The sequence below is a fragment of the Nostocoides sp. HKS02 genome (assembly GCF_009707485.1).
Classification (GTDB): domain Bacteria; phylum Actinomycetota; class Actinomycetes; order Actinomycetales; family Dermatophilaceae; genus Pedococcus.
Window position 1 is genome coordinate 3,427,568 of record NZ_CP046121.1, and the last position, 22,472, is coordinate 3,450,039.

Consider the following 22,472-nt stretch of genomic DNA (forward strand, 5'->3'; position numbering starts at 1 on the left):
GCGAAAGGGAGGAAACATGAAAGCCACCCAGTTGGAGGAGCATCTCTCACGCATCGACCTGTTCCACGACATGTCCGACAAGGCCATCCGTCGACTGATCGGGTCCGGCCGTGAGGTGCTGCACGAGGACGGCCACAGAGTCATCGGTGAGGGCAGCGACCTTGCCATGGCCTTTCACGTGGTCCTCGATGGTCACGGCGTCGTGACCAGTGCCGGAGTGGAGCGCCGCATCATCGGACCCGGGGACTCCTTCGGTGAGATCAGCCTCATCGACGGAGAGCCCCGCTCCGCCACCGTCATCGCACAGGGCCCCTTGCGCACGTTCGCGATCCCGCGCGAGCCGTTCGTGCTGTTGCTCGACGACCACCCCGAGATCGCCCGGGGCCTGCTGCTCGTCTTGTGCCGTCGGCTGCGCCAGGCCGAGGCATCCATGGCCGGGAGCTAGGGACGAGCGGGACCCTGCATCCACCGATCGGCAGGCACGCGTACGTTGCTCGTGCCTAGGCTGGCTGGCCACGGGGCCCTGGTATGCGGCTCGACGCGGCCTCCCGGCGGACCCCGGGGGGAGAGTGGGAGGAGCGGCATGGGGGGTTTGCGGGTTCGGGAGGGGCGGCCCTTGCTGGCCGTGCCCGTCCGGCGGTTGGCGGGTGTGCTGCTGGCCTGCTCGGCTTTCCTGGTGGTGCTGCTCGGCGTGCTGTTCGCCCACCAGACCCACGCGGACAGCGTGGACCGCACCCTCGACGCGCCCGTCATTGCCTGGTTCGCCGGCCATCCGGGTCTGGCCGCACGACTTGCCTCTCCCGGCTCCCTGGTTCCTGCCACCGTGCTGACCGCCGCCCTCGCGGTCGCCTCCCTGCTGGCCGGGCGACTCAACGGCGCCCTGCTTGCCCTGGCCGTACCGGTGTCGGTCGGCCTGGCCGAGGGTCTGCTCAAGCCCCTGTTCGACCGCACCTCGCTGGGAAGCCTCGCCTACCCGAGCGGCCACGCCACCGCCATGTTCGCGGTCGCCTCGGCAACGGCGGTGCTGCTCCTCGCTTCGGAGCAGCCGCGGGAAGCGAAGGGGCTGCGGATAGCGCTCCCGGCAGCGATGTGCCTGCTGGGATGCACCGTCTCGGGCGCTGTCATTGGCCTGCGCTGGCACTACCTCACTGACACGGTGGCGGGTGCCGCGGTCGGTCTGGGCACCGTCTGCGGGCTTGCCCTCCTCCTGGACCGACCGATCGTGAGGTCATGGCTGGCGGGCCGGACCAGGGCGTAGATGGACTGCCCAGGTGCACTGCCCCGGTGCACTGCCCAGGTGCACTGCCTAGGTGGACGGCTGGGGGATGACGCAGGAGATCTTCGGGTTGACGCCGAGGTAGTTCAGCGGCCCGGCGACCACGGTCGCGACGATGGTGCCGGCCTTGGCGCAGTTCGACGGGTCGGTCGCGAAGTAGCCGCGTTGGTAGGTCGCGACCACTCCGACCACGAGCCAGAGGATGACGAGAATCCCGATGAGCCGTGCCACCATCGCTGGCCTCCCTGCCGCGGCCGCTTCTCGAAGCACGGCCTGTCCTGTTCTATGCAGGGTAGCCCGGGTTTGGACCCCAACGCCCGGTGTGGATCACCCGCCGTGAGGAAGGGCCCCCACCGCGGTGCGGGCCCCTCCTCCGGGTGGTCGGTGTCAGCCGGCGTTCGAGGATGTGCCCGAGGACGCTGCTCCGGTGGGCATGTTCTTGGTCTCGTCACCGGTGTGCAGCTTGTCGATCTGCTTGGCGTTGGTGCTGGCGACGCTGAACGTGACCTTGTCGCCGACCACGAGGGCGGACAGGGTCGCCTCGCCGTTCTTGTCGATGTCGCTGGCGCTGGTCACCGAGTACACGGTCGTGGCGGTCGAGGTCTTGATCGTGACGCTCGAGGCGCCCACCGCGGTCACCGTCCCGCTGAGGTTCAGGGCCCCGCCACGCGGACCGTGCACCTCGTTGGCCTCGGGGACACCGTCGGCGCCGTTGTCGCCGGGGTGGGCGTCGGCAGTCGCCGTGGTCGAGGGCGTGGTGGCCGCGCTGGGCGACACCGTGGCGGCCTGAGCGCCGAGCGTGGTGGCCAGTACTGCGCCGGCGATCAGGCCTGCGGCCGCGTAGCCGGTCTTTGCGAGTCGTGAGTTGCGCTGCATGTCATCTCTCCTGAGGGTCGAAGGAACCAGGCGTTCGTGCTTGGTATGCCTCGACTTTCGGGCTCGATGCTTCGTCGCCGCTGTCGTGGGCCTACGCGCATGCTGTGAAGGCAGGAGTGGCGTGAGCGCAAGGCGCCCGATGGTGGCCACGAACGGCATACGAGGCGCAGGATGAGCCTGTGGAGACCTGGGATGCCATGCGCGCGCGACGAAACGTTCGGCAGTTCACTGAGCAGCCTGTCCCAGACGAGGTGCTCGACCGGATCCTCGAAGCTGGGCGGCGGGCCCCGTCGGCGGGCAACTGGCAGCCGTGGGACTTCGTGCTGGTCACCGACCGTGCGCAGCTGGTGGAGCTGGCGAAGGTCTGGCAGGGCGCCCGGCACGTCGCCGCAGCGGCAGCCGCGATCGCGATCGTCGCGCCGGAGCCAGAGGACGATCGGCAGTCGGCCCTGCTCCAGTACGACCTGGGCCAGGCCACCTACGCGATGACCATCGCCGCGGCCGACCTGGGCGTCGGCACGGGCCATGCTGCGGCCACCGACCAGGCCCAGGCGCAAGCCGTCCTCGGCTTCCCCGAGGGGCGATTCCTCGCCTACCTGCTCTCCGTCGGTTACCCGGCGGACAAGCCGCTGGCCGTCATCAAGCAGCTGAACCGGCGCCCGTTCGACGAGGTCGTGCACCGCGGAGTGTGGTAGTCAGGCTTGCGCGCAATCGACGACCAGGAGAGCTCGATGTCACTCGCACGGATCCACAACTTCTCCATCTCCCTCGACGGCTTCGCCACGGGCGAACCGCAGACCCTCGAGGCACCGTTCGGTCATGCGGGGCAGCGACTGCACCAGTGGATGTTCGCTACCCAGTTCTGGGACGCGGCCGGGAGCGATGGGGTCGACAACGCCTTCGCCGAGCGGCACAGCCAGGGCATCGGCGCGGAGATCATGGGCGCCAACAAGTTCGGGCCGCCCGGCTGGCGGCACGACCCGGCCTGGGCAGGCTGGTGGGGCCCGAACCCGCCGTTCCACACCCCGACGTTCGTCCTCACCCATCATCCGCGGCCCTCGTTGGAGATGGAGGGGGGCACCACGTTCCACTTCATCCAGGCCACCCCGGCCGAGGCGCTCGCGATGGCTCGCGAAGCAGCCGGTGGCCAGGACGTCCGGATCGGCGGCGGCGCGACCGTGGTGCGCGACTTCCTTGCTGCCGGGCTCGTCGACCACATGCATCTCGTCCAGGTCCCGATCGTCCTCGGTCGTGGCGTCCGAGTCTGGGACGGCCTGGAGGCCATCGAGGACGGCTACGACGTCGAGGCGCTCTCGTCCCCGAGCGGCGTCACCCACCTGACCTTCACGCGCGCCGGAACGGCATGAGCCGCCGCGAGGACGTCATGGGCGGCGGAGATCCGGCTCCATCAGCTCGGCAAGTCGAGCGAGACCGGGGCGCGTGTACGTCGCCAGGCGCTCGCGAGCATCGTCCAGTCGCGCCGATTCGGGATGTCCGGGCGGGATCCGCGCCGGGTTGATCGCCACCTGGTTGGACCACTCCTTGATGTCAGGCTCGGACGAGAAGGACGCCGTGGCCCGCGTGCCCTGGACGTTCATCCGCGCCCACTGCGCCATCGAGTTGCCGAACTGCGATGGCGTGCACAGCCGGTTCTTCTCCTCGTCCTCGCGACGGGTTGCCTCGACGTAGCCGATCAGGGCCGCACCGAAGCAGGGGAAGCCGGCCCTGATCGCTTGCAGGGTGATCGCCTCGGGACGCCAGACGGGGACCAGCGGCGGGTACTTCAGACCATCAGCCGCGCAGTGCACGACGACGGCATCCTGCGCGATCGCCACCGAGCCATCGGCGAAGGTGAGCTTGCCCCGATCGACGGTCTCGAGGTGTCCCCGTCGAACGACGTTCTCCACGGTGCGCAACCGCTCCAGCTCCCACGTCGCCAGCGTCGGCGTCTTGGCCATGGTCGGCATGACGGTCCGGTCGATGCGCAGCATGATGCCGGCATCCTCGAGTCGCAGGAACAGCTCTTCGACCGAGTTCGCGTCGTGCGCTGCCTGCATCGTGTCGGCCGCCATGCCCAGGAAGATCGCGGGGTCCGGCTGGACCACCGCCCGGTTCATCATCCACGGGTCGCGGGGCCGCACCCAGCAGATCGCCCCCGGATCCACCCCGAGCGCGAGCAGCCAGATGCAGGCGTCGGTCGCGGTCTTGCCCGACCCGACGATGACGTACTGGCTCGGCGCCTCCTCCAGCCGGACCAGGTCGTTGACCGGTATCACCCGGACGTCGTCGGCAGCCTCGAACGGAGCTGGTTTCTCCGCGGGAATGCTCGGGGCCAGGTACCGGGCGTCGACAACCCGGCACCGCTCGGGCACCTCGAACCACTCGCCCGAGATGCGCGAGAAGAAGCGGCGGTCGCCGGCATACTCGCTGTTGCCGAAGAACTCGACGCGGCCCGCCTCGCGCATGCGGTCGAGCATCTGGGCGTAGTAGGCGCAGATCTCCGGCTGGGTGGCCCGCTCCTGCAGACCCTTCTCCGGCCCGCGTTGCTGCAGCTGGCCGCCGCCGAGGAGGGTCGACGCGACGCCGTAGAAGGCAGACGCCTGGTGCAGCCGCACGAACGGGTATGCCTCGAGCCAGTGCCCGCTGACGCCGTACCGACGGTCGACCAGGGCCACGCGGACGTCGGCGTGGTCGACCAGCGCGTCGGTGAAGGCCATGCCCATGGCGCCGGCACCCACCACGAGGTAGTCAGCGTCGATCGTGTGCATCACGACTCCACGCTGCCACCCGCGCGGTGGTGCGTCCTCGGTTCGACGACGTAGGCGCGCACGGGTGCGCCACTTCGGCGCCAGCCGACCCCGCCGAACTACGCGCCGCGCAGGCCGATCGGGTTGCCGTCAGCGTCGGCGAGCACGCACACCCGCGAACCGGGTGCGACCTGACGCGGCGCCTCACGCTCGGTGGCTCCGGCCGCCAGCAGGGTCTCGCGGGTGGCGTCGAGGTCCTCGACATCGGCGAAGGCCACCGGTCCTCCGCCTGCGCCGGCCGGGTTGAGGGCGACCTCGAATCCGTCGACGTTGTACCCGACGTAGTACGGCTGGTCGGTGTGCGGTGCGCCGAGCAACGCGGTGTACACGGCCTTGGTGGCGTCCAGGTCGGACACCGGGATCACCAGGCTGCGGATCGTGGGACTCATCTTCGAAACCTCCGGGTCAGGACGGTCAGTTTCACTGACCGCCACGTCATCAATGAGGAGTCATCAACGAGGAACAGGCTACGAGCCGGTGGCGGACCGGCGCTTCTCGATTCCTGACCATGCACTCAGCCGTCGAGGTGCCGGTCGGCGAGCTTGCGCAGGACCGGGACCGCTGCGGCCAGTGCGATGCGCTCGTCCTCGGTGAGGTCGGCCAGCTCGGTGCTCAGCTGCGTGGCGGCCTCGTCACGCAGGGTGTCGATCGTGGTGTGACCGACCGGGGTCAGCACGAGCAGAAGGCAGCGCTGGTCGGCCGGGTCGCGCCGCCGCTCCACCCAGCCGGCCTCCTCCATGATCTCCACCAGCCGGGTCATGCTCGGCGCCGAGATGTTCATCAGCTCGGCCAGGTCACCCTGCCGGACGCCATCGGGGTAGCGGGTCAGCGCGGAGAGTGCAGCCAGCCTGGTCGGCGTGATCCCGGAGCGGGTCGCGGGTGTGCGCAGGTGGTAGGCCAGACGACCCACCTCCGTGCGCACCTCGCCCGCGAGCCGCCCGATGTCAGCTGCCACCGTGCGGCGCGTGGTCACGACCGCACTTCTTCGGGTTGCGCGGCGCGGACCTCCGGCTGCGCGACGTCGACGAGCCCCTCGTGCTGGTCGTCGGCGTGCACGAACTTCTCGCCCATGAACCACGAAGCCACAGCGGCGATCAGGCAGGCCGCGATGGCGAACCCGAAGGCGACGATGAGCCCGTTGTGGAACGGCTCGGAGATCAGCGACGGGAAGAAGGCGTGGCCGGTGAGGTACTGGGCGTCCGCGGGGCGCAGCTGGGCGAGCGTGTGGCTGCCGAGCAGCGACTGCACGGGGTTGTAGCCCAGCAGCGACGCGAACAGCACGGCGACCGGTGGCAGGGACGCGACACCGTGTGCCTGCACCGCGGGTATGCCGTGCGCCGTGAGGCCGGCCTGCATCGTCTGGGGGAGCGAGCCCGCCAGACCGACGATCATCAGCGAGAAGAAGATGCCGATCGAGAGCACCATCGAGGAGTTCTGGAACGTCGTGCTCATGCCACCGCCGACGCCGCGTCGGTTGGCCGGGAGCGCGTTCATCACCGCGGCGCGGTTGGGCGAGGCGAACAGGCCCATGCCGAAGCCGTTGAGGAAGAGCGCGGCGGCGAACGTCCAGTAGCTGAAGTTCACCGGCAGGGCGGCGAACCAGAAGAAGCTCACGGCCGCGATCAGCATCCCGCCGGTGGCGAACGGACGGGCGCCGTGGCGGTCGGAGAGCCAGCCCGACAGCGGCCCGGCCACGAGGAAGCCGACGGTCATCGGCAGCATGAAGACGCCAGCCCACAAGGGCGTCGACTCGAACGAGTAGCCGTGTCGGGGCAGCCAGATGCCCTGCAGCCAGATGATCAGGATGAACATCAGCCCGCCGCGACCCAGGCCCGACAGCAGGCTGGCGATGTTGCCGAACGTGAACGCCCGGATGCGGAACAGGTCGAGGTGGAACATCGGGTGCGCGACTCGCGTCTCGATCACGCAGAAGGCCGCGAGTATGCCGAGGCCGCCGATCATCGAGGCCAGCACCCACGGGTTCGTCCAGCCCATCAGGTGGTCGCCGTAGGGCTGGATGCCGTACGTGATCGCGACGAGCACGCCGATCAGGCCGAGCGCGAAGGTGATGTTGCCCCACCAGTCCATGACGTGGTGCCGCCGTGGGCTGAGGTCGCGCAGCTTGAGGTAGCCCCACAGGGTCCCGAAGATGCTGAACGGCACGGAGACCAGGAACACGTAGCGCCAGTGCACCGGCGCGAGGACGCCGCCGATCACGAGGCCGAGGAACGAGCCGGCGATGCCCGAGACCATGTTCAGGCCGAGCGCGAGCCCACGCTGGTCCGCCGGGAACGCGTCCGTGATGATCGCCGAGGAGTTGGCCATCAGGAGTGCTCCACCGACGCCCTGCAGGATCCGCATGATGATCAGCCACATCACGCCGGGCGTACCGGTCAACCAGGTCACCGACAGGGCCACCGAGAAGAACGTGAAGATCGCGAAGCCGGTGTTGAACATCTTGACGCGGCCGTACATGTCGCCGAGCCGTCCGAAGGTGACGACCAGCACGGCGGTCACCACGAGGTAGCCCATGATCAGCCAGAGCAGGTAGCTGGAGTTGCCGGGAGCCAGCGGATTGATCTGCAGGCCACGGAAGATGTCCGGCAGCGCGATCAGCAGGATGGAGGAGTTGATCGTCGCAATCAGGACGCCGAGCGTCGTGGTGGACAGGGCGACCCACTTGTAGCGGGGCCCGAGGGCGGGGGGAGTCAGGTGCGAGTTCATTAGTTCAAGCATACTAACTAACTCTCTGGTGCTGGCTGACGGGTGGACGATGGTGGGGTGACCGGTCGACTGGCCAACCTCGCCTTGCTGGTCGTGGTGCCGCTGGCCGCGGCGTCCGGCTTCACGATGTTCCTGCTGGGCAGCGGAGCGGTCTGGCCGGTCGCCATCGTGCACGGAGTCGTCGCCCTGCTGGTGGTCGCCCTCGTGCCGTGGAAGTCGGTGGTCGTGCGCCGAGGACTGCGGCGGCCACGCAGGCCCGGCCGGGTCACCGCGCTAGCCCTCGGAGCCAGCGTGGCGATCGCCCTGGCCACGGGGGTCGCCCACGTCGACGGCGCCCTGTTCGCCGACGCACCCCTGACGACGATGCAGCTCCACGTGGGCGTCGGCGTCCTCGCCGCGGTCCTGACGTTCGTGCACGCCCGTCAGCGGCCGGTCCGTGCACGCCGGGCCGGCCTTTCGCGCCGCGCGTTCCTCCGCCTGGGCGTGCTCACCTCGGTCGCGGGCGTGCTCGAGGCGGGCGTGCAGGCCAGCGGCGCACTCACGGCGCAGCGCGGCATACGCCGGCCGACCGGGTCGTTCCGGCTCGCGTCGTCCTCGGTCGGCGCGATCCCCGCCACGTCGTGGCTGTTCGACCAGGTGCCCGATCTTGACCCGGCGGCCTGGCGGCTGACGGTGACGACCGGCGGCACGTCCCGCGACTGGACACTGGCCGAGCTCGCCCGGTGGAGCGACCGGCAGGTGGCCGTCCTGGACTGCACCGGCGGCTGGTGGACCGAGCACGAGTGGTCGGGCGTGCGCCTCAGCAGGCTGCTGCCGGCGGGCACCACCGGATCGGTCGAGGTGACCAGCGCGACGGGCTACTCCCGACGGCTGCCGCTCACCGACCAGCTGCTGCTGGCCACGGCGATCGACGGCCGCAGCCTCTCCCCAGCGCACGGGTCGCCGGCCCGTCTGGTGGTTCCCGACCGACGCGGGTACCACTGGGTCAAGTGGGTGGTCCGGATCAGCCACGACGACGGCCCGTGGTGGGTCGAGCCGCCCTTACCGTTGCAGTGAGGTCGTGAGAGGGAGGGATCATGGGCGAGTACGTGGTCAGGCCGCTGGCGCCGGACAGCTGGGACGGGTTCGCCGGGCTCGCGGAGCGGCACAACGGTGTGTTCGGTGGCTGTTGGTGCACCTGGTTCCACACCCTGAGCGCCGACAAGGAACGCACCTACGAGGGCAACCGCTCCCTCAAGCGGCGCCTCGTCGACGAGGGCCGAGCGCACGCGGCGCTGGTGTACGACGGGGACGAGGTCGTGGCTTGGTGCGAGTTCGGTACGCCACAAGAGCTGCCGAACATCTACCACCGCAAGCAGTATGCCGCGGAGCTCGACGTCCTCCCCGACTACCGGATCACGTGCATCTTCGTGGACAAGCGCTACCGCCGACGGGGGTTGTCGTCGGTCGCCCTCGAGGGCGCCGTCGACCTGATCGCGGCGGCGGGCGGTGGTGTGGTCGAGGGGTACCCGCACGACACCGCCGGGAAGAAGCAGGCGGTCCTGTACAACGGAACCCGTGCGCTGTTCGAGCGCGCCGGCTTCACCTACGTCCGCAGCAAGGGCGCGAACAACTGCGTCATGCGCCGCACGGTGCCGGTCAGCCCGCCGGTCAGGTAGCCGGTCCGGGCTCGAGCAGGAGACGGCACCAGAGGTCCTCCAGCAGGCGCACGTACCGCTCGGTCGACCAGCCGCGCGCAGCCAGCAGGAGGTAGTACTCCGGCGCATTGGTCGACCACACGATGTCGGCCACCTCGCGGTCGTCGAGATCCGTGCGCAGGTCGCCCGACGCGCGCAGGTCGGCGGCGAACAGGAGCATGTTCCGCGCCCTGCGGTCGACCAGTGCGGACCACGCCGCGGCGCAGTCGTCGTTGGTCTCGCCGGCGCGCCGCAGGGCATCGATCAGCGGCGCGGTGCGGGGCATGACTACCCCCATCGACGCGGCATACAGGTGCAGCTTCTCCTGGCCCGTGCGGGCGGCGCGGATGGCGACGACGTAGTCGCGCTGCTGCGCCGGGATCGGCTCGTCGGACGACCCGAGCACCATGTCGATGACCGCGACGACGAGCTCGGGCTTGCGACCCACGCTGGCATAGACGGTGTCCATGGCGACCCCGGCGACCCGGGCGATCTCGGCGACGGTGGTGGCGTCGTAGCCCTTCGCCACCATCAAGCCGCGCGCCGCGTCGAGCACGGCCCGTCGGGTGGCGGCTGCCTTCTCGGCGCGGACCTCGGATCGGTACGGGCGGGTCTTGACGGGCTCGGCCACGAGTCCTACTGTAGCAATATTCACCCGAAGGCGCTTCCGGTCAATTAGCCGGTGACCCAGCCCGGTGAACGAGCCCCAGGAGGCAGCATGGTCCAGGTCGCGACGCCAGCCGACGCCGACGCGTCAACGCCGGGGCGGGCGGTCTTCCGTCCAGCGGGAACCGCTCGGGGCACGTGGGCCATGGGCTCGCTGTTCGAGCACCTGCTCACGGCCGAGGAGTCCGGCGGGACGCTGGGCGTCGCCGTCGTGACCCAGCCACCGGGCATCGCCACGCCGCTGCACCGACACACCCGCGAGGCCGAGGCGTTCTTCCTCCTCGACGGCTCGATGACCTACCGCGCAGGCGACGACACGTTCCACCTCGAGGCGGGCGACTTCATCTGGCTCCCGGCCCTCGTGCCCCACGCGTTCCGCGTCACCGGCACCAGCCCGGTGCGCTTCCTCGGCCTCAGTGACCCGGGCCACCTGCTCGCGCTCTACGACGAGGTGGGCCTGCCCGCCGCCGAGCACCGGTTGCCCGGTGCCGACGGCCGGCCGATGCCCGAGGAGATCAAGCGCTGGAACGAGGTCGGCCCGCGGTACGGGCTCGAGGTCGTCGGGCCGCCGATACCCGAGGGGGCCTGAGGGCTCAGGCCGGTCGGACGATCAGGGCGACCTGGTTGCTGCGCACCCGGGTGAGCACGACGACGGCCTCGGAGGTGCCCCGCGGGGGCAGCCGCAGCTGACGGCGCAACAGGTCGGCGTCCACGCTCACCCCGCGCTTCTTGATCGTCAGCCGGTCGAAACCGTGGTCGCGCAGCCAGCCGCGCAGCGCCTTGACGTTGAACGGCATCGCCTCGACGACGGCATACCGGCGCGCGTAGGGGACCTCGACGGACTGGTCGGCGGTGACGTAGCCGACGCCGGAGTCGAGCTCGGAGCCCCCGGTGGCGGCGGTCAGCGCAGAGACGAGGCCGGCGCGCAACACGGCCCGATCGGGCTCGTAGAGCCAGGCCCCGACCTGGGCGAGGTTGACCAGGCTGGGAGTGTCGTCACCCTCGGCCTCGGTGACCACGACCGAGGGTGCCCCTGAGCGCAGGACCGCGGCAGTCCGGCCTGCCGTGCGCACGAGCGGGCCCCACCAGAGTGCGCACTCGACGACGTCGCCGTCCCACGAGGTCCACTGGGCTTCGACGCCGGCCGGGACCGCAGCGTGGGGGAAGCCCGGACTGAGCTTGGCCCCCGTCGCAGGCAGCGCCGCGGCGATCGACTGCACGGTCTCCCAGGACGGTGAGATCTCGGCCAGCGCGAAGACCCGCCGGGTGCGTCCGGCCGCGTCCGCGACTCCGGGGGTGCGCCGGGCCGGGTCGAGCCACGCGCCGACGCCGCGGGCGCCCTCGCCTGCCGGGGGCCGGAACGACTCGACCGCCCCGTGCCGGGCGGTCGAGTCGGGCCAGTGCCGCAGGTTGACGGCCGCCATCGCCGCCGTCACCTCGTCGACGTCGATCGCACGCACGCGCAGGTCGAGGCCGGCCATCGCCATCGCGTCGGCGCCGATGCCGCAGCCGAGGTCGTGGACCGTGTGGATGCCGGCCGCCCGGAAGCGCTGGGCGTGCTGCGCCGCGACGCCCAGCCGGGTGGCCTGCTCGAGGCCGTCCGAGGTGAGGACCATGCCGCGGGCGAACTCGCCGAACTTGTCCATGGCGCGGGCTCGCAGCCGCGACTGGTTGAGCGCCGCAGCGACCAGGTCGGGGTCGAAACCGGCGGCGCGGAGGCGTTGCTGGAGGGGGAGTGCCGACGTCTCGTCGTAGGGTGGCAGCGACTGCAGCAGGCCCCAGCCCTCGCCGGTGGTGAGCTGGCGCAGCAGGGCGAGATCCATGCGCCGCATTCTGTCGTATGCCGCGGCGGTGTCCGCCGTGGGCGAACGCCTCGAGCACTTCTGGCACTCGAGTTGACCGAGTGCTAACGACGAGCCTAGATTTGCCGTTGGCACTCCGGTTCGCCGAGTGCTAACGCCACCACCAGGGTCGACCCCCGCGACGGCGACCCGATCGGTGGCTGACTCGGCAGTACCGCAGCACCCAGCACCATCCACCTGTCCAACTTCGACATTCCCGAAGGGGAGGTCCTCAACGTGTCGGTTTCCATCAAGCCGCTCGAAGACCGCATCGTCGTCAAGTCCGTCGAGGCCGAGCAGACCACCGCGTCTGGCCTGGTCATCCCGGACACCGCGAAGGAGAAGCCCCAGGAGGGCGAGGTCCTCGCGATCGGCCCGGGCCGCATCGACGACAACGGCAACCGCGTCCCGCTCGACGTCAAGGTCGGCGACCGCGTGATCTACAGCAAGTACGGCGGCACCGAGATCAAGCACGGCGGCGAGGAGTACCTCATCCTCTCCGCCCGCGACGTCCTCGCCGTCGTCGGCTGAGCAATCGCACCATGTGAGTGACATGCCCCGTATGCCGGCTACCCGGCATACGGGGCATGTCGCCTCTCACCCCGAGATTCACTGTTAGAGAAGGACATTCATGGCTAAGACGCTGGAGTTCAACGACTCGGCTCGCAAGTCGCTGGAGCGCGGCGTTGACGCGCTCGCGAACGCCGTCAAGGTGACGCTCGGCCCAAAGGGTCGCAACGTCGTCATCGACAAGAAGTGGGGCGCCCCGACCATCACGAACGACGGTGTCACCATCGCGCGTGAGATCGAGCTCGAGGACCCGTACGAAAACCTCGGCGCCCAGCTCGCCAAGGAGGTCGCCACCAAGACCAACGACGTCGCGGGTGACGGCACCACCACGGCCACCGTCCTGGCTCAGGCCATGGTCAAGGAGGGCCTGCGCAACGTTGCCGCGGGTGCCGCCCCGGCCAGCCTGAAGCGCGGTATCGACAAGGCCGTCGAGGCCGTGTCCGAGCAGCTGCTCAAGACCGCTCGCGAGATCGAGGGCAAGGACGAGATCGCCCAGGTCGCCGCCCTGTCCGCACAGGACCAGGCCATCGGCGCCACCATCGCCGACGCGTTCGACAAGGTCGGCAAGGACGGTGTCATCACTGTCGAGGAGTCCTCGACCGCGACGACCGAGCTCGAGTTCACCGAGGGCATGCAGTTCGACAAGGGCTACATCTCGCCGTACTTCATCTCCGACGCCGAGCGCATGGAGGCTGTCGTCGAGGACGCCTACGTCCTCATCCACCAGGGCAAGATCTCGGCCATCGCCGACGTCCTGCCGGTCCTGGAGAAGGTCGTCAAGTCCGGCAAGCCGCTGGTGATCATCGCCGAGGACGTCGACGGCGAGGCGCTGTCGACCCTGGTCGTCAACAAGATCCGCGGCACGTTCAACGTGGTCGCGGTCAAGGCGCCCGGCTTCGGCGACCGTCGCAAGGCGATGCTCCAGGACATGGCCGTCCTCACCGGCGGCCAGGTCATCTCCGAGGAGGTCGGGCTCAAGCTCGACCAGGTCGACCTCGACGTGCTGGGCCAGGCCCGCCGCATCGTCGTCACCAAGGACACCACGACGATCATCGACGGCGGCGGCAACAGCGACGACGTCACCGGCCGGGTCAACCAGATCAAGGCCGAGATCGAGCGCACCGACTCCGACTGGGACCGCGAGAAGCTCCAGGAGCGCCTCGCCAAGCTCGCCGGTGGCGTCTGCGTCATCAAGGTGGGTGCCCACACCGAGGTGGAGCTCAAGGAGAAGAAGCACCGCATCGAGGACGCCATCTCGGCGACCCGCGCGGCCATCGAGGAGGGCATCGTCGCCGGCGGCGGCTCGGCCCTCGTCCACGCCTCGGCGGTCATCGACGGCCTCGGCCTCGACGGCGACGAGGCAACCGGTTCGCTCATCGTCAAGAAGGCCGCGGCCGAGCCGCTGCGCTGGATTGCCGAGAACGCCGGTCTCGAGGGCTACGTGGCGGTCTCCAAGGTGCGCGAGCTCGAGGTCGGCAACGGCCTCGACGCCGCGACCGGCGAGTACGTCAACCTGATCAAGGCCGGGGTCATCGACCCGGTCAAGGTCACCCGCTCCGCCCTGCGCAACGCCGCGTCGATCGCGTCGATGGTCCTGACCACCGACACGCTCGTCGTGGAGAAGAAGGAAGAGGAAGAGCCCGCAGCCGGTGGCCACGGCCACGGCCACGGTCACTGACCCAGCCTGCTCCCCGAAGGCCCGTCCCCGCTGCTGCGGGGGCGGGCCTTCGTCGGCGGTGGAGGTGGTTCGCGGTCATCGGTGACAACCTTGTCGGGGGCCCGACCGCTTTCAGGAGATGTGCGAGGGCTGGCTTGGGGCGAGGTGGTGGTGATGACACGACCGGTGGCCGCGCCGACCTTCGACGACTACGTCGCGGCGCGTGGGGCGGCCCTGCTGCGTCGGGCCTGGCTGCTCACCGGTGACCACCAGCGTGCCGAGGACCTCGTGCAGACGGCGCTCGGCAAGGCGTGGCCGCAGTGGCGGAGGATTTCCGAACAGGGTGACGGCTCCTACGACGCCTACGTCCGCCGCGTCATGCTCACCACGTACATCGCCTGGTGGCGCCGGCGGTGGAACGCCGAGTACCCCACCGAGGTCGTGCCCGAGCCCGGCGACAACCCGGACGAGGAGGACCTGGCCACCCTGCGTCGCGATGTCCTCGCTGCCCTCGCCCAGCTGCCGCGGGGTCAGCGGGCAGTCGTGGTCCTGCGCTACTTCGAGGACCTCACCGAGGCGCAGACGGCCGAGGCGCTGGACTGCTCCGTCGGCACGGTGAAGAGCCAGACCGCCCGCGCCCTGGCCGTGCTGCGACGCAGCCCCCTGCTGACCTACCAGGACGAGTGGGGCGACAGCGGCGCGGAAGCGGACGGAGGACTCGGATGACGGACATCGAGAGCCTGCTGCGTGCGGCGCTGACCGAGTCGGCGCCATTGGACCCGGCCACCGACGGCCTGGCCGACGGGGCCCGCAGGTATGCCGCGCACGCGCGCCGTGTGCGCCTCGCCAGCGTGGCTGCCGGTCTGGTCCTCGTACTGGCCGGGGGCGGCGCGGTCGCGTCAGGGGCTTTTCGCGACCGTGCCGTCACCCCGGTGGTGCGGGTCGGTCACCTGACCTGCGCGCTGTCCGGCCAGGACCTGCCCTCGGCGACGATGTCGCGCACCGAACCGATGAGCTCGACCGCGCGGGAGGTCCTCGTGTGCGCCGACGGCAGCGCTGCCTCGGTGTGGCCCGGGTCGCTGCCAGCCGACGAACCGGTCTCCTCGCCCGCAGACCTGGACTTCCTGCGGTTCGACCCGCCAGACCGCACCCGGGCGTGCGCCGCGCTGCCCGCGGGACCGGCATACCGGATGCTCGTGCTCGGTCTCGACGGCGTGGTGAGCGTCCGCGACAACCAGACGCTCGCCTGCAACGGCTGGCCCGCTCTTGACCGCTACTTCATCGCGCTCGGTGACCAGCAGTGGCAGGAGTGGGCGAGCACCCAGACCGATCCGTTCCTCAAGTGCCCCTCGGTGCTCCAGCAGCGGCTTCTCCCCGCCTCCGATGCGCCTGCGGCCCTGCGGCCGGGAAGCGTGTTCGCGCAGGCGACGGCCTGCTTCTACCCGCTACCCGACGCGAGCCGGCTCCCGCGCGCGAGCGAACCACCGTGGCGAACCGTGCTGAGCACGGTGCAGATCGCGGTGCTCAACGCTGACATCGGGCGGAAGGGGTCCGCCAAGGTCGCCACCCGGTGTGCGATCCCGCAGACCGGGATGGTGGTCGTCAACACGGTGACGACGAGCGGCCAGTCGGTCGTGCTGTCGGGCGTGTGCGGCGACGGCAGCGGCGGCACCGTTGCGGCGCTGGTGAACTGGGTGCAGGGGGACCAGGTCGTCGCCAGCCTGGCCACCACGAGGATGCTCAACGCCGCTCTGGGGATTCCGGGGCCGTGACGACGAGGGACTGGCCGGCATACGTCACGGTCTGGCCGGGCCGCACCTGGGTGCCGCGCCGAACGGTGACCACTCCGTCGACGGTGACCTCGGCGTTCTCGATCACCATCCGTGCCATCGACCCGTCATCGACGACGCCGGCGAGCTTGAGCAGCTGGCCGAGCCGGATGGACTCGTCACGGATGGGCACTTCGAGGGGGCTGCTCACCCCCCGAGTCTAGGCACCCAGTTTGGCGCGGCTCAGCTGGCCGCCGGGACGCTGTGACCGGCGTAGTGGGCCTCGCGCTCGTCCTCGGTCATGGCACCCCAGACGCCGTAGGGCTCGCGAACGCGCAGGGCGTGGTCGCGGCACTGGCGCAGCACGGGGCAGGCGAGGCAGACCTCTTTGGCCTGCGAGTCACGCGAGCGACGGGCGGGACCCCGCTCGCCTTCGGGGTGGAAGAACACCTCGGGGTTCACCTGGCGGCAGGACCCCTCGAGCTGCCAGTCCCACAGATCCGCAACCGGACCCGGAAGCCGCGACAGTTCAGCCATGTCGATGTCACCTCCCCGCGGCACGGTGCCGCTCGTCAAAGGACGCTACCCCGCTGTGACCTGCGGAAACAGACTCGCAAAGTAAGGAGTTGTTCAAGGACCTGGCAGCCGCCGGGGTGCCATATCAGATGCTGGACGGGCGTGGGAAGGGGAGGTGCGCGAGCCGGTCGAGGGGCCCGGTCGGCGCCGGTTAGGATTGTGCAATGAGCCTTGGTGTGGACGACCGCCTGCCCCATCTCGCCGCTTCGGAGCCCGCGCTGAGCCAGTCCGACGCCAGCGCCGACGACGAACGTGACCCCTTCGCCAAGCTGGGGCTGACCTACGACGACGTCCTGCTCCTGCCGGGCGAGACCGAGGTCATCCCGTCCGAGGTGGACACCACCGCACGGCTGACCCGCGAGATCTCCCTGCGCGTCCCCCCTGATCTCCAGTGCCATGGACACGGTCACGGAGTCCCGCATGGCCATCGCCATGGCACGCCAGGGCGGCCTCGGGGTCCTGCACCGCAACCTGTCGATCGAGGACCAGGCCTACCAGGTCGACCTCGTCAAGCGCACCCAGACCGGCATGATCTCCAACCCCGTGACGATCGGGCCGGACGCCACCCTCGAGGAGCTCGACCGGCGCTGTGGCGAGTACCGCGTCTCCGGTCTGCCCGTGGTCGACCCGGGCAACACCCTGCTCGGCATGATCACCAACCGCGACCTGCGGTTCACGCCGGTCGCCGAGTGGGCGACGACGCGGGTGCGCGACGTCATGACGCCGATGCCGCTGGTGACCGGCGCCGTCGGCATCTCCCGCGAGGACGCCACCACGCTGCTGCGCCAGCACAAGCGCGAACGGCTGCCGCTGGTCGACGAGCAGGGTCGCCTCGCCGGGCTGATCACCGTCAAGGACTTCGTGAAGTCCGAGCAGTTCCCCGACGCCAGCAAGGACGACCACGGACGGCTCATGGTCGGTGCCGCCGTGGGGTACTTCGGCGATGCCTGGCTGCGCGCCACCACCCTCATCGAGGCCGGGGTGGACGTCCTCGTCGTCGACACGGCCCACGGCCACGCCCGGCTGCTGCTCGACATGATCCGCCGCCTCAAGGCCGACCCTGCCACGCGCCAGGTCCAGGTGATCGGCGGCAACGTCGCCACCCGCGCCGGCGCCCAGGCGCTCGTCGACGCAGGCGTCGACGCGGTCAAGGTCGGTGTCGGACCGGGCTCGATCTGCACGACCCGGATCGTCGCTGGCGTGGGCGTGCCCCAGGTGACCGCGATCTACGACGCGTCGCTGGCCTGTCGTCGGGCCGGCGTCCCCGTGATCGGCGACGGCGGGCTGCAGTACTCCGGCGACATCGCCAAGGCCCTGGTCGCCGGTGCCGACACCGTCATGCTCGGCTCGCTGCTCGCCGGCTGCGAGGAGAGCCCCGGCGACCTGATCTTCGTCAACGGCAAGCAGTTCAAGTCCTACCGCGGCATGGGGTCGCTGGGGGCGATGTCCTCGCGCGGGAAGAAGTCGTACTCCAAGGACCGCTACTTCCAGGCCGACGTGACCAGCGACGACAAGATCGTGCCCGAGGGCATCGAGGGCCAGGTGGCCTACCGCGGCCCGCTCGCCAACGTCGTGCACCAGCTCGTCGGCGGCCTGCACCAGTCGATGTTCTACGTCGGGGCCCGCACCGTGCCCGAGCTCAAGGCGCGAGGCACCTTCGTGCGGATCACCTCGGCGGGGCTCAAGGAGAGCCACCCCCACGACATCCAGATGACCATCGAGGCGCCCAACTACAGCGGGCGCTGACGCCCGGTACGCGCCCGACCGGCATACGCCATCGGTGTGAACACAGTCGGGCAACGATCGATCTACGCTGGGAACGGCCCACGTTGGCGGCCGGTGCAGGGGCGCGTTCGCCCGAGGACCTCGCCCACGCGGGTCTGTCCGCGTAGGCGACCCGTGGCGTCCCGTCGCCGGCCGCCCCCTCACCCCCGGCGGCGGGACGTCCACCCGGCACGAGGAGCCCGATAGCATCCTCCGGTGACTGAGATCGAGATCGGACGCGGCAAACGCGGCCGTCGGGCGTACTCCTTCGACGACATCGCGGTGGTGCCCTCCCGGCGCACGCGCGACCCGGAGGAGGTGTCCGTGAGCTGGCAGATCGACGCCTACCACTTCGACATCCCGGTGATCGCCGCCCCGATGGACTCGGTCATGTCACCGGACTCGGCCATCGCGCTAGGCCGGTTGGGCGGTCTGCCGGTGCTCGACCTCGAGGGTCTGTGGACCCGCTACGAGGACCCCAGCGCGTTGCTTGCCGAGATCCCGACTCTCGACCCGGCCGTCGCCACGGCGCGCATGCAGGAGATCTACTCCGCCGAGATCCAGCCTGAGCTGATCGCCGAGCGGCTCCGCCACATCCGCGACGCCGGGGTGACCGTCGCGGGCGCGCTGAGCCCGCAGCGCACCCAGCAGTTCTGGAAGACCGTCGTCGACGCAGGCGTGGACCTCTTCGTCATCCGCGGCACCACCGTCAGTGCCGAGCACGTCTCCAGCCGCGCCGAGCCACTCAACCTCAAGCGCTTCATCTACGAGCTCGACGTGCCGGTCATCGTCGGTGGGGCCGCGTCCTACACCGCGGCGCTGCACCTCATGCGCACCGGTGCGGCGGGCGTGCTCGTCGGCTTCGGCGGGGGAGCGGCGCACACCACCCGGCGCACGCTGGGCATCCACGCCCCGATGGCCAGTGCCATCGCCGACGTCGCGGCCGCGCGTCGCGACTACCTCGACGAGTCCGGCGGCCGCTACGTCCACGTCATCGCCGACGGGGGAATGGGAGATAGCGGCGACATCGTCAAGGCTGTCGCCTGCGGCGCCGACGCCGTCATGCTCGGGGCGGCCCTGGCGCGCGCCACCGACGCACCGGGCCGCGGCCACCACTGGGGCCCCGAGGCGCACCACCCCGACCTGCCCCGCGGCGAGCGCGTCGAGGTCGGCGCCATCGCCCCGCTGGAGCAGGTGCTGTTCGGACCCGGCCGCACCGCGGACGGCAAGGGCAACCTCATCGGTGCGCTGCGGCGGGCCATGGCCACCACCGGATACTCCGACCTCAAGGAGTTCCAGCGCGTCGAGGTCGTCGTGGCGCCCTACCAGCGCAGCTAGCTCGTCAGGTTACCGACAGTAACTTCCGGTCGTCCGTCTCGTTGTCAGCCTGCACACCAACGGCGGTGACGGAGGACTGAGGCATGCGCACACCCATCGGCGGGATCGGCGGGACCACGGCACTGGTGGGGGCGGGGGTGTGCGCGGCCTTCGTGGCGGTCACGCTGGCCGCACCCGCCACCGGGGCTGGAGCGGACGACTACGGCTCGCTCTGGAACATCCTTCCCCCCGGCCAGTCGGGCACCATCACTGCCCCGGACCTGGTCCAGGTGGCCAGCGGCGACCCGAACCGGATCGCCGTCGACGGGAAGAACGCGCCGCCGAACTTCGCCGACCAGCTCGAGAAGTACGACGGCCTCAACCGGCGGGACCCGGCCGGCATCACGACCGCCGACATCGGGTCCTACTACAAGCGCGCGGGATTCACCCCCGACACGGTCGTGCGCCAGAGTGCCCCCAAGTCCGGGGTGTCGATCCGGTGGGACTCGTACGGCGTCCCGTACATCACCGGCGCGACGTACGACGACACCATGTGGGGCGCCGGGTATGCGGGCACCAAGGACCGCATGTTCCTCATGGACGTGCTGCGGCACGCCGGCCGAGCCCGCCTCGCGGAGTTCGCGGGCGCGACCCCCGGCAACCTCGAGATGGACCGCGAACAGCTCCGGTCGGCGTTCTACACCGAGGCCGAGGCCCAGGCCCAGCTTGGCAACGCGGCCATCCGGTTCGGGGCCGAGGGCCAGCGCCTCCTGCAGGGGGCCGACGCGTTCATCGCCGGGATCAACGCCGCCCAGGACGCGATGTGCCCCGGTGGGAGCCCCGTCGCCCCCAGCTGCCCGGCGGAGTATGCCGCGCTCGGCAAGACCCCGCAGCCGTGGACCCGCGCCGACGTCACCTATGTCGCTTCGCTCGTGGGCGGCATCTTCGGCAAGGGCGGCGGCAACGAGTACCAGAACGCCCTCTGGCTCCAGCGCGTGCAGGCGAAGTTCGGTGCAGCGCAAGGTCGCTCCATCTACAACGACCTCCGGGAGAAGAACGACGCCGACGCGCCCACGACCGCTGAGACACGGTTCCCGTACGGTGGCGGCCCCGTCAACGAGCGCCAGCCAGGGGTGGCCCTACCCGACGTCAACGGGCCACAGGCGCCCGGGACGGGCGCGGCCATCGACGGCACGACGCTGCCGTCGGGCCTGCCCGCGCTCACCCCGGGAGGTCCGTCGCGGGACCTGTCGATGAACACCCCGATGGGCACCATCGACGTGCCCATCGTCAGCCGGGGCATGTCCAACGCGATGCTGGTGGACGCCAAGCACTCAACCACCGGCCACCCCGTCACGGTGTTCGGCCCGCAGACCGGCTACTACACGCCGCAGCTGCTCACCGAGGAGGTCCTCGACGGCCCCGGCATCAAGGCGCGGGGCGTGTCGTTCGCCGGAACCAACCTCGTGGTGCAGCTCGGGCGCGGGGTGGACTACGCCTGGTCAGCCACCAGCGCCTCCAGCGACCTGGTGGACACCGTCGCCGAACGCCTGTGCAACACCGACGGCTCCCCGGCCACGGTGAGCTCGACGGCATACCTCCGCGACGGCACGTGCGTGCCGTTGGAGCGCTACCAGCACTCCTACCTCGCCACGCCCAGCCCGGCATCGCCGACGCCGCCCCAGAAGTACACCTACCTCGTGCTGCGGAGCCGGCACGGCATCGTGCAGCTGCGGACCACCGTCAAGGGGGTGCCGGTCGCCATCGTGACCCAGCGCAGCACCTACCAGCACGAGGTCGACTCGATCGCTGGGTTCGCCCGGCTCAACGACCCCGGCTACACCCGGGATGCCACGTCGTTCAAGGCAGCGGCAGCGGGGATCGACTACACCTTCAACTGGTTCTACGCCGACGACCGGGACATCGCGTACTTCTCCTCGGGTCGGCTGCCGCTGCGAGCCGCGGGCACGGACTTCGACCTGCCGCGCTGGGGCGACGCCCGGTACGACTGGACCGGATGGCTGGCCGACTCGGCGCACCCGCAGCAGGTCAACCCCAGCCGCGGCTACTTCGTGTCGTGGAACAACAAGCCGGCGCCCGGGTTCGCTGCCGCCGACAGTGTGTGGGCGTACGGCACCGTCTACCGCAGCCTCGCGCTCGAGGACCGCATCAAGGCGGCCACTGCCAACGGCGGCAAGGTCGACATCGGTCGAGTGACCGGTCTGGTCGAGGACGCCGCCACCGTGGACAGCCGGGCCGTCTACACGCTGCCCGCCCTGCTGCGGGCCATCGGCGACGACCCTGCGACGGCCCAGGCCCGGGCGCTGCTGCAGGCGTGGCTCGCGGACGGGGCCCATCGGGTCGACCGGGCGAGGACCGGACACTACGAGCACGAGGCGGCGATCCGCCTGTTCGACGAGTGGTGGGACGGCGGCGGCTCGGCGGTGGCTCGGGACGTGCTCGCCGGTCGACTCGGCGAAACCCTCACCAGTGAGCTGCCACAGCCCATCGACGACCACCCGCGACAGGGACGTGGCTCGAGCTGGAACGAGATCGCCTGGTACGGCTACGTCAACAAGGACCTGCGCGAGCTGGCGGGGACGCCGTTCGCGTCGTCGTACGCCAACCACTACTGCGGTGCCGGCGACGCCGTGGCGTGCCAGGCCACGCTGCGCACGTCCCTGGCCGACGCGATCCACCGGGCGCTCGCAGACGAGGGAGTGAGCAGCGTGGACCAGCTGACCTACGACAAGCACCTCGACGACATCCGCTCGGTCACCGCGGGGGTGGTGGGCGTGCGACCGATCGACTGGCAGAACCGGCCCACCTTCCAGCAAGTGGTGGCCTTCACCGCTCACCGGCCCCGGACCTAGGCTGACCCCCATGGCTCCGGAACTCATCGCCGACCCCGAGACCGACCCCACTGCCACGTATGCCGTGGACCCGGCTCTCG

Annotated in this window: 23 protein-coding genes and 1 pseudogene; 14 read left to right on the forward strand and 10 right to left on the reverse strand. The window is 70.4% G+C overall.

The window, feature by feature from the left end:
• Positions 1-16: 16 nt before the first annotated feature.
• Positions 17-445: a cyclic nucleotide-binding domain-containing protein gene (locus GKE56_RS16525; RefSeq protein ID WP_154685476.1), complete on the forward strand. Its 429-nt coding sequence runs from the start codon at positions 17-19 to the stop codon at positions 443-445.
• A 180-nt stretch (positions 446-625) separates the two neighbouring features.
• Positions 626-1,258 carry a phosphatase PAP2 family protein gene (locus GKE56_RS16530; RefSeq protein WP_230209353.1) on the forward strand — a complete coding sequence of 211 codons (633 nt, stop codon included), beginning with the start codon at positions 626-628 and terminating at the stop codon, positions 1,256-1,258.
• A gap of 48 nt (positions 1,259-1,306) precedes the next feature.
• Here the strand turns inward: GKE56_RS16530 and GKE56_RS16535 are convergent, their stop codons facing one another.
• Complete coding sequence (locus GKE56_RS16535; RefSeq protein WP_154685478.1) at positions 1,307-1,510, reverse strand: hypothetical protein; 204 nt, start codon at positions 1,508-1,510, stop codon at positions 1,307-1,309.
• Positions 1,511-1,663: 153 nt separating this feature from the next.
• Positions 1,664-2,152 carry a hypothetical protein gene (locus GKE56_RS16540; RefSeq protein WP_154685479.1) on the reverse strand — a complete coding sequence of 163 codons (489 nt, stop codon included), beginning with the start codon at positions 2,150-2,152 and terminating at the stop codon, positions 1,664-1,666.
• A gap of 179 nt (positions 2,153-2,331) precedes the next feature.
• On the opposite strand from GKE56_RS16540, the gene GKE56_RS16545 reads away from it, so the two are divergent.
• Both GKE56_RS16545 and GKE56_RS16550 read left to right on the forward strand, forming a co-directional pair.
• Entirely contained in the window at positions 2,332-2,847 is a 516-nt protein-coding gene (locus GKE56_RS16545; protein WP_154685480.1) for a nitroreductase family protein, read from the forward strand.
• A 36-nt stretch (positions 2,848-2,883) separates the two neighbouring features.
• A complete protein-coding gene (locus GKE56_RS16550) occupies positions 2,884-3,519 on the forward strand; it encodes a dihydrofolate reductase family protein (RefSeq protein WP_154685481.1) in 636 nt (211 codons plus the stop codon).
• Positions 3,520-3,534: 15 nt separating this feature from the next.
• Here GKE56_RS16550 and GKE56_RS16555 read toward each other — a convergent pair whose 3' ends face one another.
• The 4 genes from GKE56_RS16555 to GKE56_RS16570 all read right to left on the reverse strand — a co-directional run bounded on the left by GKE56_RS16555 (position 3,535) and on the right by GKE56_RS16570 (position 7,683).
• The gene (locus tag GKE56_RS16555) at positions 3,535-4,920 is read right to left on the reverse strand and encodes a pyridine nucleotide-disulfide oxidoreductase (protein WP_230209051.1); all 1,386 of its coding nucleotides are present in this window, start codon (positions 4,918-4,920) and stop codon (positions 3,535-3,537) included.
• Between the two features lie 98 nt (positions 4,921-5,018).
• On the reverse strand, positions 5,019-5,348 hold the full coding sequence (locus tag GKE56_RS16560) for a VOC family protein (protein ID WP_154685483.1): 330 nt from the start codon (positions 5,346-5,348) through the stop codon (positions 5,019-5,021).
• A 125-nt stretch (positions 5,349-5,473) separates the two neighbouring features.
• On the reverse strand, positions 5,474-5,932 hold the full coding sequence (locus GKE56_RS16565) for a MarR family winged helix-turn-helix transcriptional regulator (RefSeq protein ID WP_154685484.1): 459 nt from the start codon (positions 5,930-5,932) through the stop codon (positions 5,474-5,476).
• Positions 5,929-7,683, reverse strand: a complete 1,755-nt coding sequence (locus tag GKE56_RS16570; RefSeq protein WP_154685485.1) for an MFS transporter — start codon at positions 7,681-7,683, stop codon at positions 5,929-5,931. The genes GKE56_RS16565 and GKE56_RS16570 overlap by 4 nt, the downstream gene beginning before the upstream one ends.
• Before the next feature lie 57 nt (positions 7,684-7,740).
• Between GKE56_RS16570 and GKE56_RS16575 the strand changes: the two genes are divergently transcribed.
• Entirely contained in the window at positions 7,741-8,739 is a 999-nt protein-coding gene (locus GKE56_RS16575) for a molybdopterin-dependent oxidoreductase (RefSeq protein ID WP_154685486.1), read from the forward strand.
• Between the two features lie 20 nt (positions 8,740-8,759).
• Positions 8,760-9,341, forward strand: a complete 582-nt coding sequence (locus tag GKE56_RS16580; RefSeq protein ID WP_154685487.1) for a GNAT family N-acetyltransferase — start codon at positions 8,760-8,762, stop codon at positions 9,339-9,341.
• On the opposite strand, the gene GKE56_RS16585 is transcribed toward GKE56_RS16580, so the two are convergent.
• Positions 9,334-9,990: a TetR/AcrR family transcriptional regulator gene (locus GKE56_RS16585; protein ID WP_154685488.1), complete on the reverse strand. Its 657-nt coding sequence runs from the start codon at positions 9,988-9,990 to the stop codon at positions 9,334-9,336. The genes GKE56_RS16580 and GKE56_RS16585 overlap by 8 nt on opposite strands.
• Positions 9,991-10,077: 87 nt before the next feature.
• On the opposite strand from GKE56_RS16585, the gene GKE56_RS16590 reads away from it, so the two are divergent.
• Positions 10,078-10,614, forward strand: coding sequence for a cupin domain-containing protein (locus tag GKE56_RS16590; protein WP_154685489.1), 537 nt, complete (start codon positions 10,078-10,080; stop codon positions 10,612-10,614).
• A gap of 4 nt (positions 10,615-10,618) precedes the next feature.
• Here the strand turns inward: GKE56_RS16590 and GKE56_RS16595 are convergent, their stop codons facing one another.
• Positions 10,619-11,848, reverse strand: a complete 1,230-nt coding sequence (locus GKE56_RS16595) for a class I SAM-dependent methyltransferase (protein ID WP_154685490.1) — start codon at positions 11,846-11,848, stop codon at positions 10,619-10,621.
• A 255-nt stretch (positions 11,849-12,103) separates the two neighbouring features.
• Between GKE56_RS16595 and groES the strand changes: the two genes are divergently transcribed.
• The 4 genes from groES to GKE56_RS16615 all read left to right on the forward strand — a co-directional run bounded on the left by groES (position 12,104) and on the right by GKE56_RS16615 (position 15,865).
• Positions 12,104-12,397, forward strand: a complete 294-nt coding sequence (gene groES, locus GKE56_RS16600) for a co-chaperone GroES (protein ID WP_154685491.1) — start codon at positions 12,104-12,106, stop codon at positions 12,395-12,397.
• Positions 12,398-12,497: 100 nt separating this feature from the next.
• Positions 12,498-14,114, forward strand: coding sequence for a chaperonin GroEL (gene groL / locus GKE56_RS16605; protein ID WP_154685492.1), 1,617 nt, complete (start codon positions 12,498-12,500; stop codon positions 14,112-14,114).
• Positions 14,115-14,267: 153 nt separating this feature from the next.
• Positions 14,268-14,819, forward strand: a complete 552-nt coding sequence (locus GKE56_RS16610) for a SigE family RNA polymerase sigma factor (RefSeq protein WP_154685493.1) — start codon at positions 14,268-14,270, stop codon at positions 14,817-14,819.
• Positions 14,816-15,865, forward strand: coding sequence for a hypothetical protein (locus GKE56_RS16615; RefSeq protein WP_154685494.1), 1,050 nt, complete (start codon positions 14,816-14,818; stop codon positions 15,863-15,865). The genes GKE56_RS16610 and GKE56_RS16615 overlap by 4 nt, the downstream gene beginning before the upstream one ends.
• Here GKE56_RS16615 and GKE56_RS16620 read toward each other — a convergent pair.
• Together GKE56_RS16620 and GKE56_RS16625 are read right to left on the reverse strand one after the other, a co-directional pair.
• Positions 15,834-16,073: an RNA-binding S4 domain-containing protein gene (locus tag GKE56_RS16620; protein WP_154685495.1), complete on the reverse strand. Its 240-nt coding sequence runs from the start codon at positions 16,071-16,073 to the stop codon at positions 15,834-15,836. The genes GKE56_RS16615 and GKE56_RS16620 overlap by 32 nt on opposite strands.
• A gap of 32 nt (positions 16,074-16,105) precedes the next feature.
• Positions 16,106-16,399 (reverse strand): WhiB family transcriptional regulator, encoded by a 294-nt coding sequence (locus tag GKE56_RS16625; protein ID WP_154685496.1) that lies wholly within the window; start codon positions 16,397-16,399, stop codon positions 16,106-16,108.
• Between the two features lie 257 nt (positions 16,400-16,656).
• Between GKE56_RS16625 and guaB the strand changes: the two are divergent.
• The 3 genes and pseudogenes from guaB to GKE56_RS16640 all read left to right on the forward strand — a co-directional run bounded on the left by guaB (position 16,657) and on the right by GKE56_RS16640 (position 22,392).
• Positions 16,657-18,184 (forward strand): annotated as a pseudogene (gene guaB / locus GKE56_RS16630) (IMP dehydrogenase).
• Between the two features lie 234 nt (positions 18,185-18,418).
• A complete protein-coding gene (locus tag GKE56_RS16635) occupies positions 18,419-19,540 on the forward strand; it encodes a GuaB3 family IMP dehydrogenase-related protein (protein ID WP_154685497.1) in 1,122 nt (373 codons plus the stop codon).
• A gap of 83 nt (positions 19,541-19,623) precedes the next feature.
• A complete protein-coding gene (locus GKE56_RS16640) occupies positions 19,624-22,392 on the forward strand; it encodes a penicillin acylase family protein (protein ID WP_154685498.1) in 2,769 nt (922 codons plus the stop codon).
• The last annotated feature ends 80 nt before the right edge of the window (positions 22,393-22,472 follow it).

What these genes read in the sequence shown, in the direction of transcription:
- GKE56_RS16525 (WP_154685476.1), top strand. Translation starts at nt 17, where the DNA reads ATGAAAGCCACCCAGTTGGAGGAGCATCTCTCACGCATCGACCTGTTC.
- GKE56_RS16535 (WP_154685478.1), bottom strand. Translation starts at nt 1,510, where the DNA reads ATGGTGGCACGGCTCATCGGGATTCTCGTCATCCTCTGGCTCGTGGTC.
- GKE56_RS16540 (WP_154685479.1), bottom strand. Translation starts at nt 2,152, where the DNA reads ATGCAGCGCAACTCACGACTCGCAAAGACCGGCTACGCGGCCGCAGGC.
- GKE56_RS16550 (WP_154685481.1), top strand. Translation starts at nt 2,884, where the DNA reads ATGTCACTCGCACGGATCCACAACTTCTCCATCTCCCTCGACGGCTTC.
- GKE56_RS16555 (WP_230209051.1), bottom strand. Translation starts at nt 4,920, where the DNA reads ATGCACACGATCGACGCTGACTACCTCGTGGTGGGTGCCGGCGCCATG.
- GKE56_RS16560 (WP_154685483.1), bottom strand. Translation starts at nt 5,348, where the DNA reads ATGAGTCCCACGATCCGCAGCCTGGTGATCCCGGTGTCCGACCTGGAC.
- GKE56_RS16570 (WP_154685485.1), bottom strand. Translation starts at nt 7,683, where the DNA reads ATGAACTCGCACCTGACTCCCCCCGCCCTCGGGCCCCGCTACAAGTGG.
- GKE56_RS16580 (WP_154685487.1), top strand. Translation starts at nt 8,760, where the DNA reads ATGGGCGAGTACGTGGTCAGGCCGCTGGCGCCGGACAGCTGGGACGGG.
- GKE56_RS16590 (WP_154685489.1), top strand. Translation starts at nt 10,078, where the DNA reads ATGGTCCAGGTCGCGACGCCAGCCGACGCCGACGCGTCAACGCCGGGG.
- GKE56_RS16595 (WP_154685490.1), bottom strand. Translation starts at nt 11,848, where the DNA reads ATGGATCTCGCCCTGCTGCGCCAGCTCACCACCGGCGAGGGCTGGGGC.
- groL (WP_154685492.1), top strand. Translation starts at nt 12,498, where the DNA reads ATGGCTAAGACGCTGGAGTTCAACGACTCGGCTCGCAAGTCGCTGGAG.
- GKE56_RS16610 (WP_154685493.1), top strand. Translation starts at nt 14,268, where the DNA reads ATGACACGACCGGTGGCCGCGCCGACCTTCGACGACTACGTCGCGGCG.
- GKE56_RS16615 (WP_154685494.1), top strand. Translation starts at nt 14,816, where the DNA reads ATGACGGACATCGAGAGCCTGCTGCGTGCGGCGCTGACCGAGTCGGCG.
- GKE56_RS16625 (WP_154685496.1), bottom strand. Translation starts at nt 16,399, where the DNA reads ATGGCTGAACTGTCGCGGCTTCCGGGTCCGGTTGCGGATCTGTGGGAC.
- GKE56_RS16640 (WP_154685498.1), top strand. Translation starts at nt 19,624, where the DNA reads ATGCGCACACCCATCGGCGGGATCGGCGGGACCACGGCACTGGTGGGG.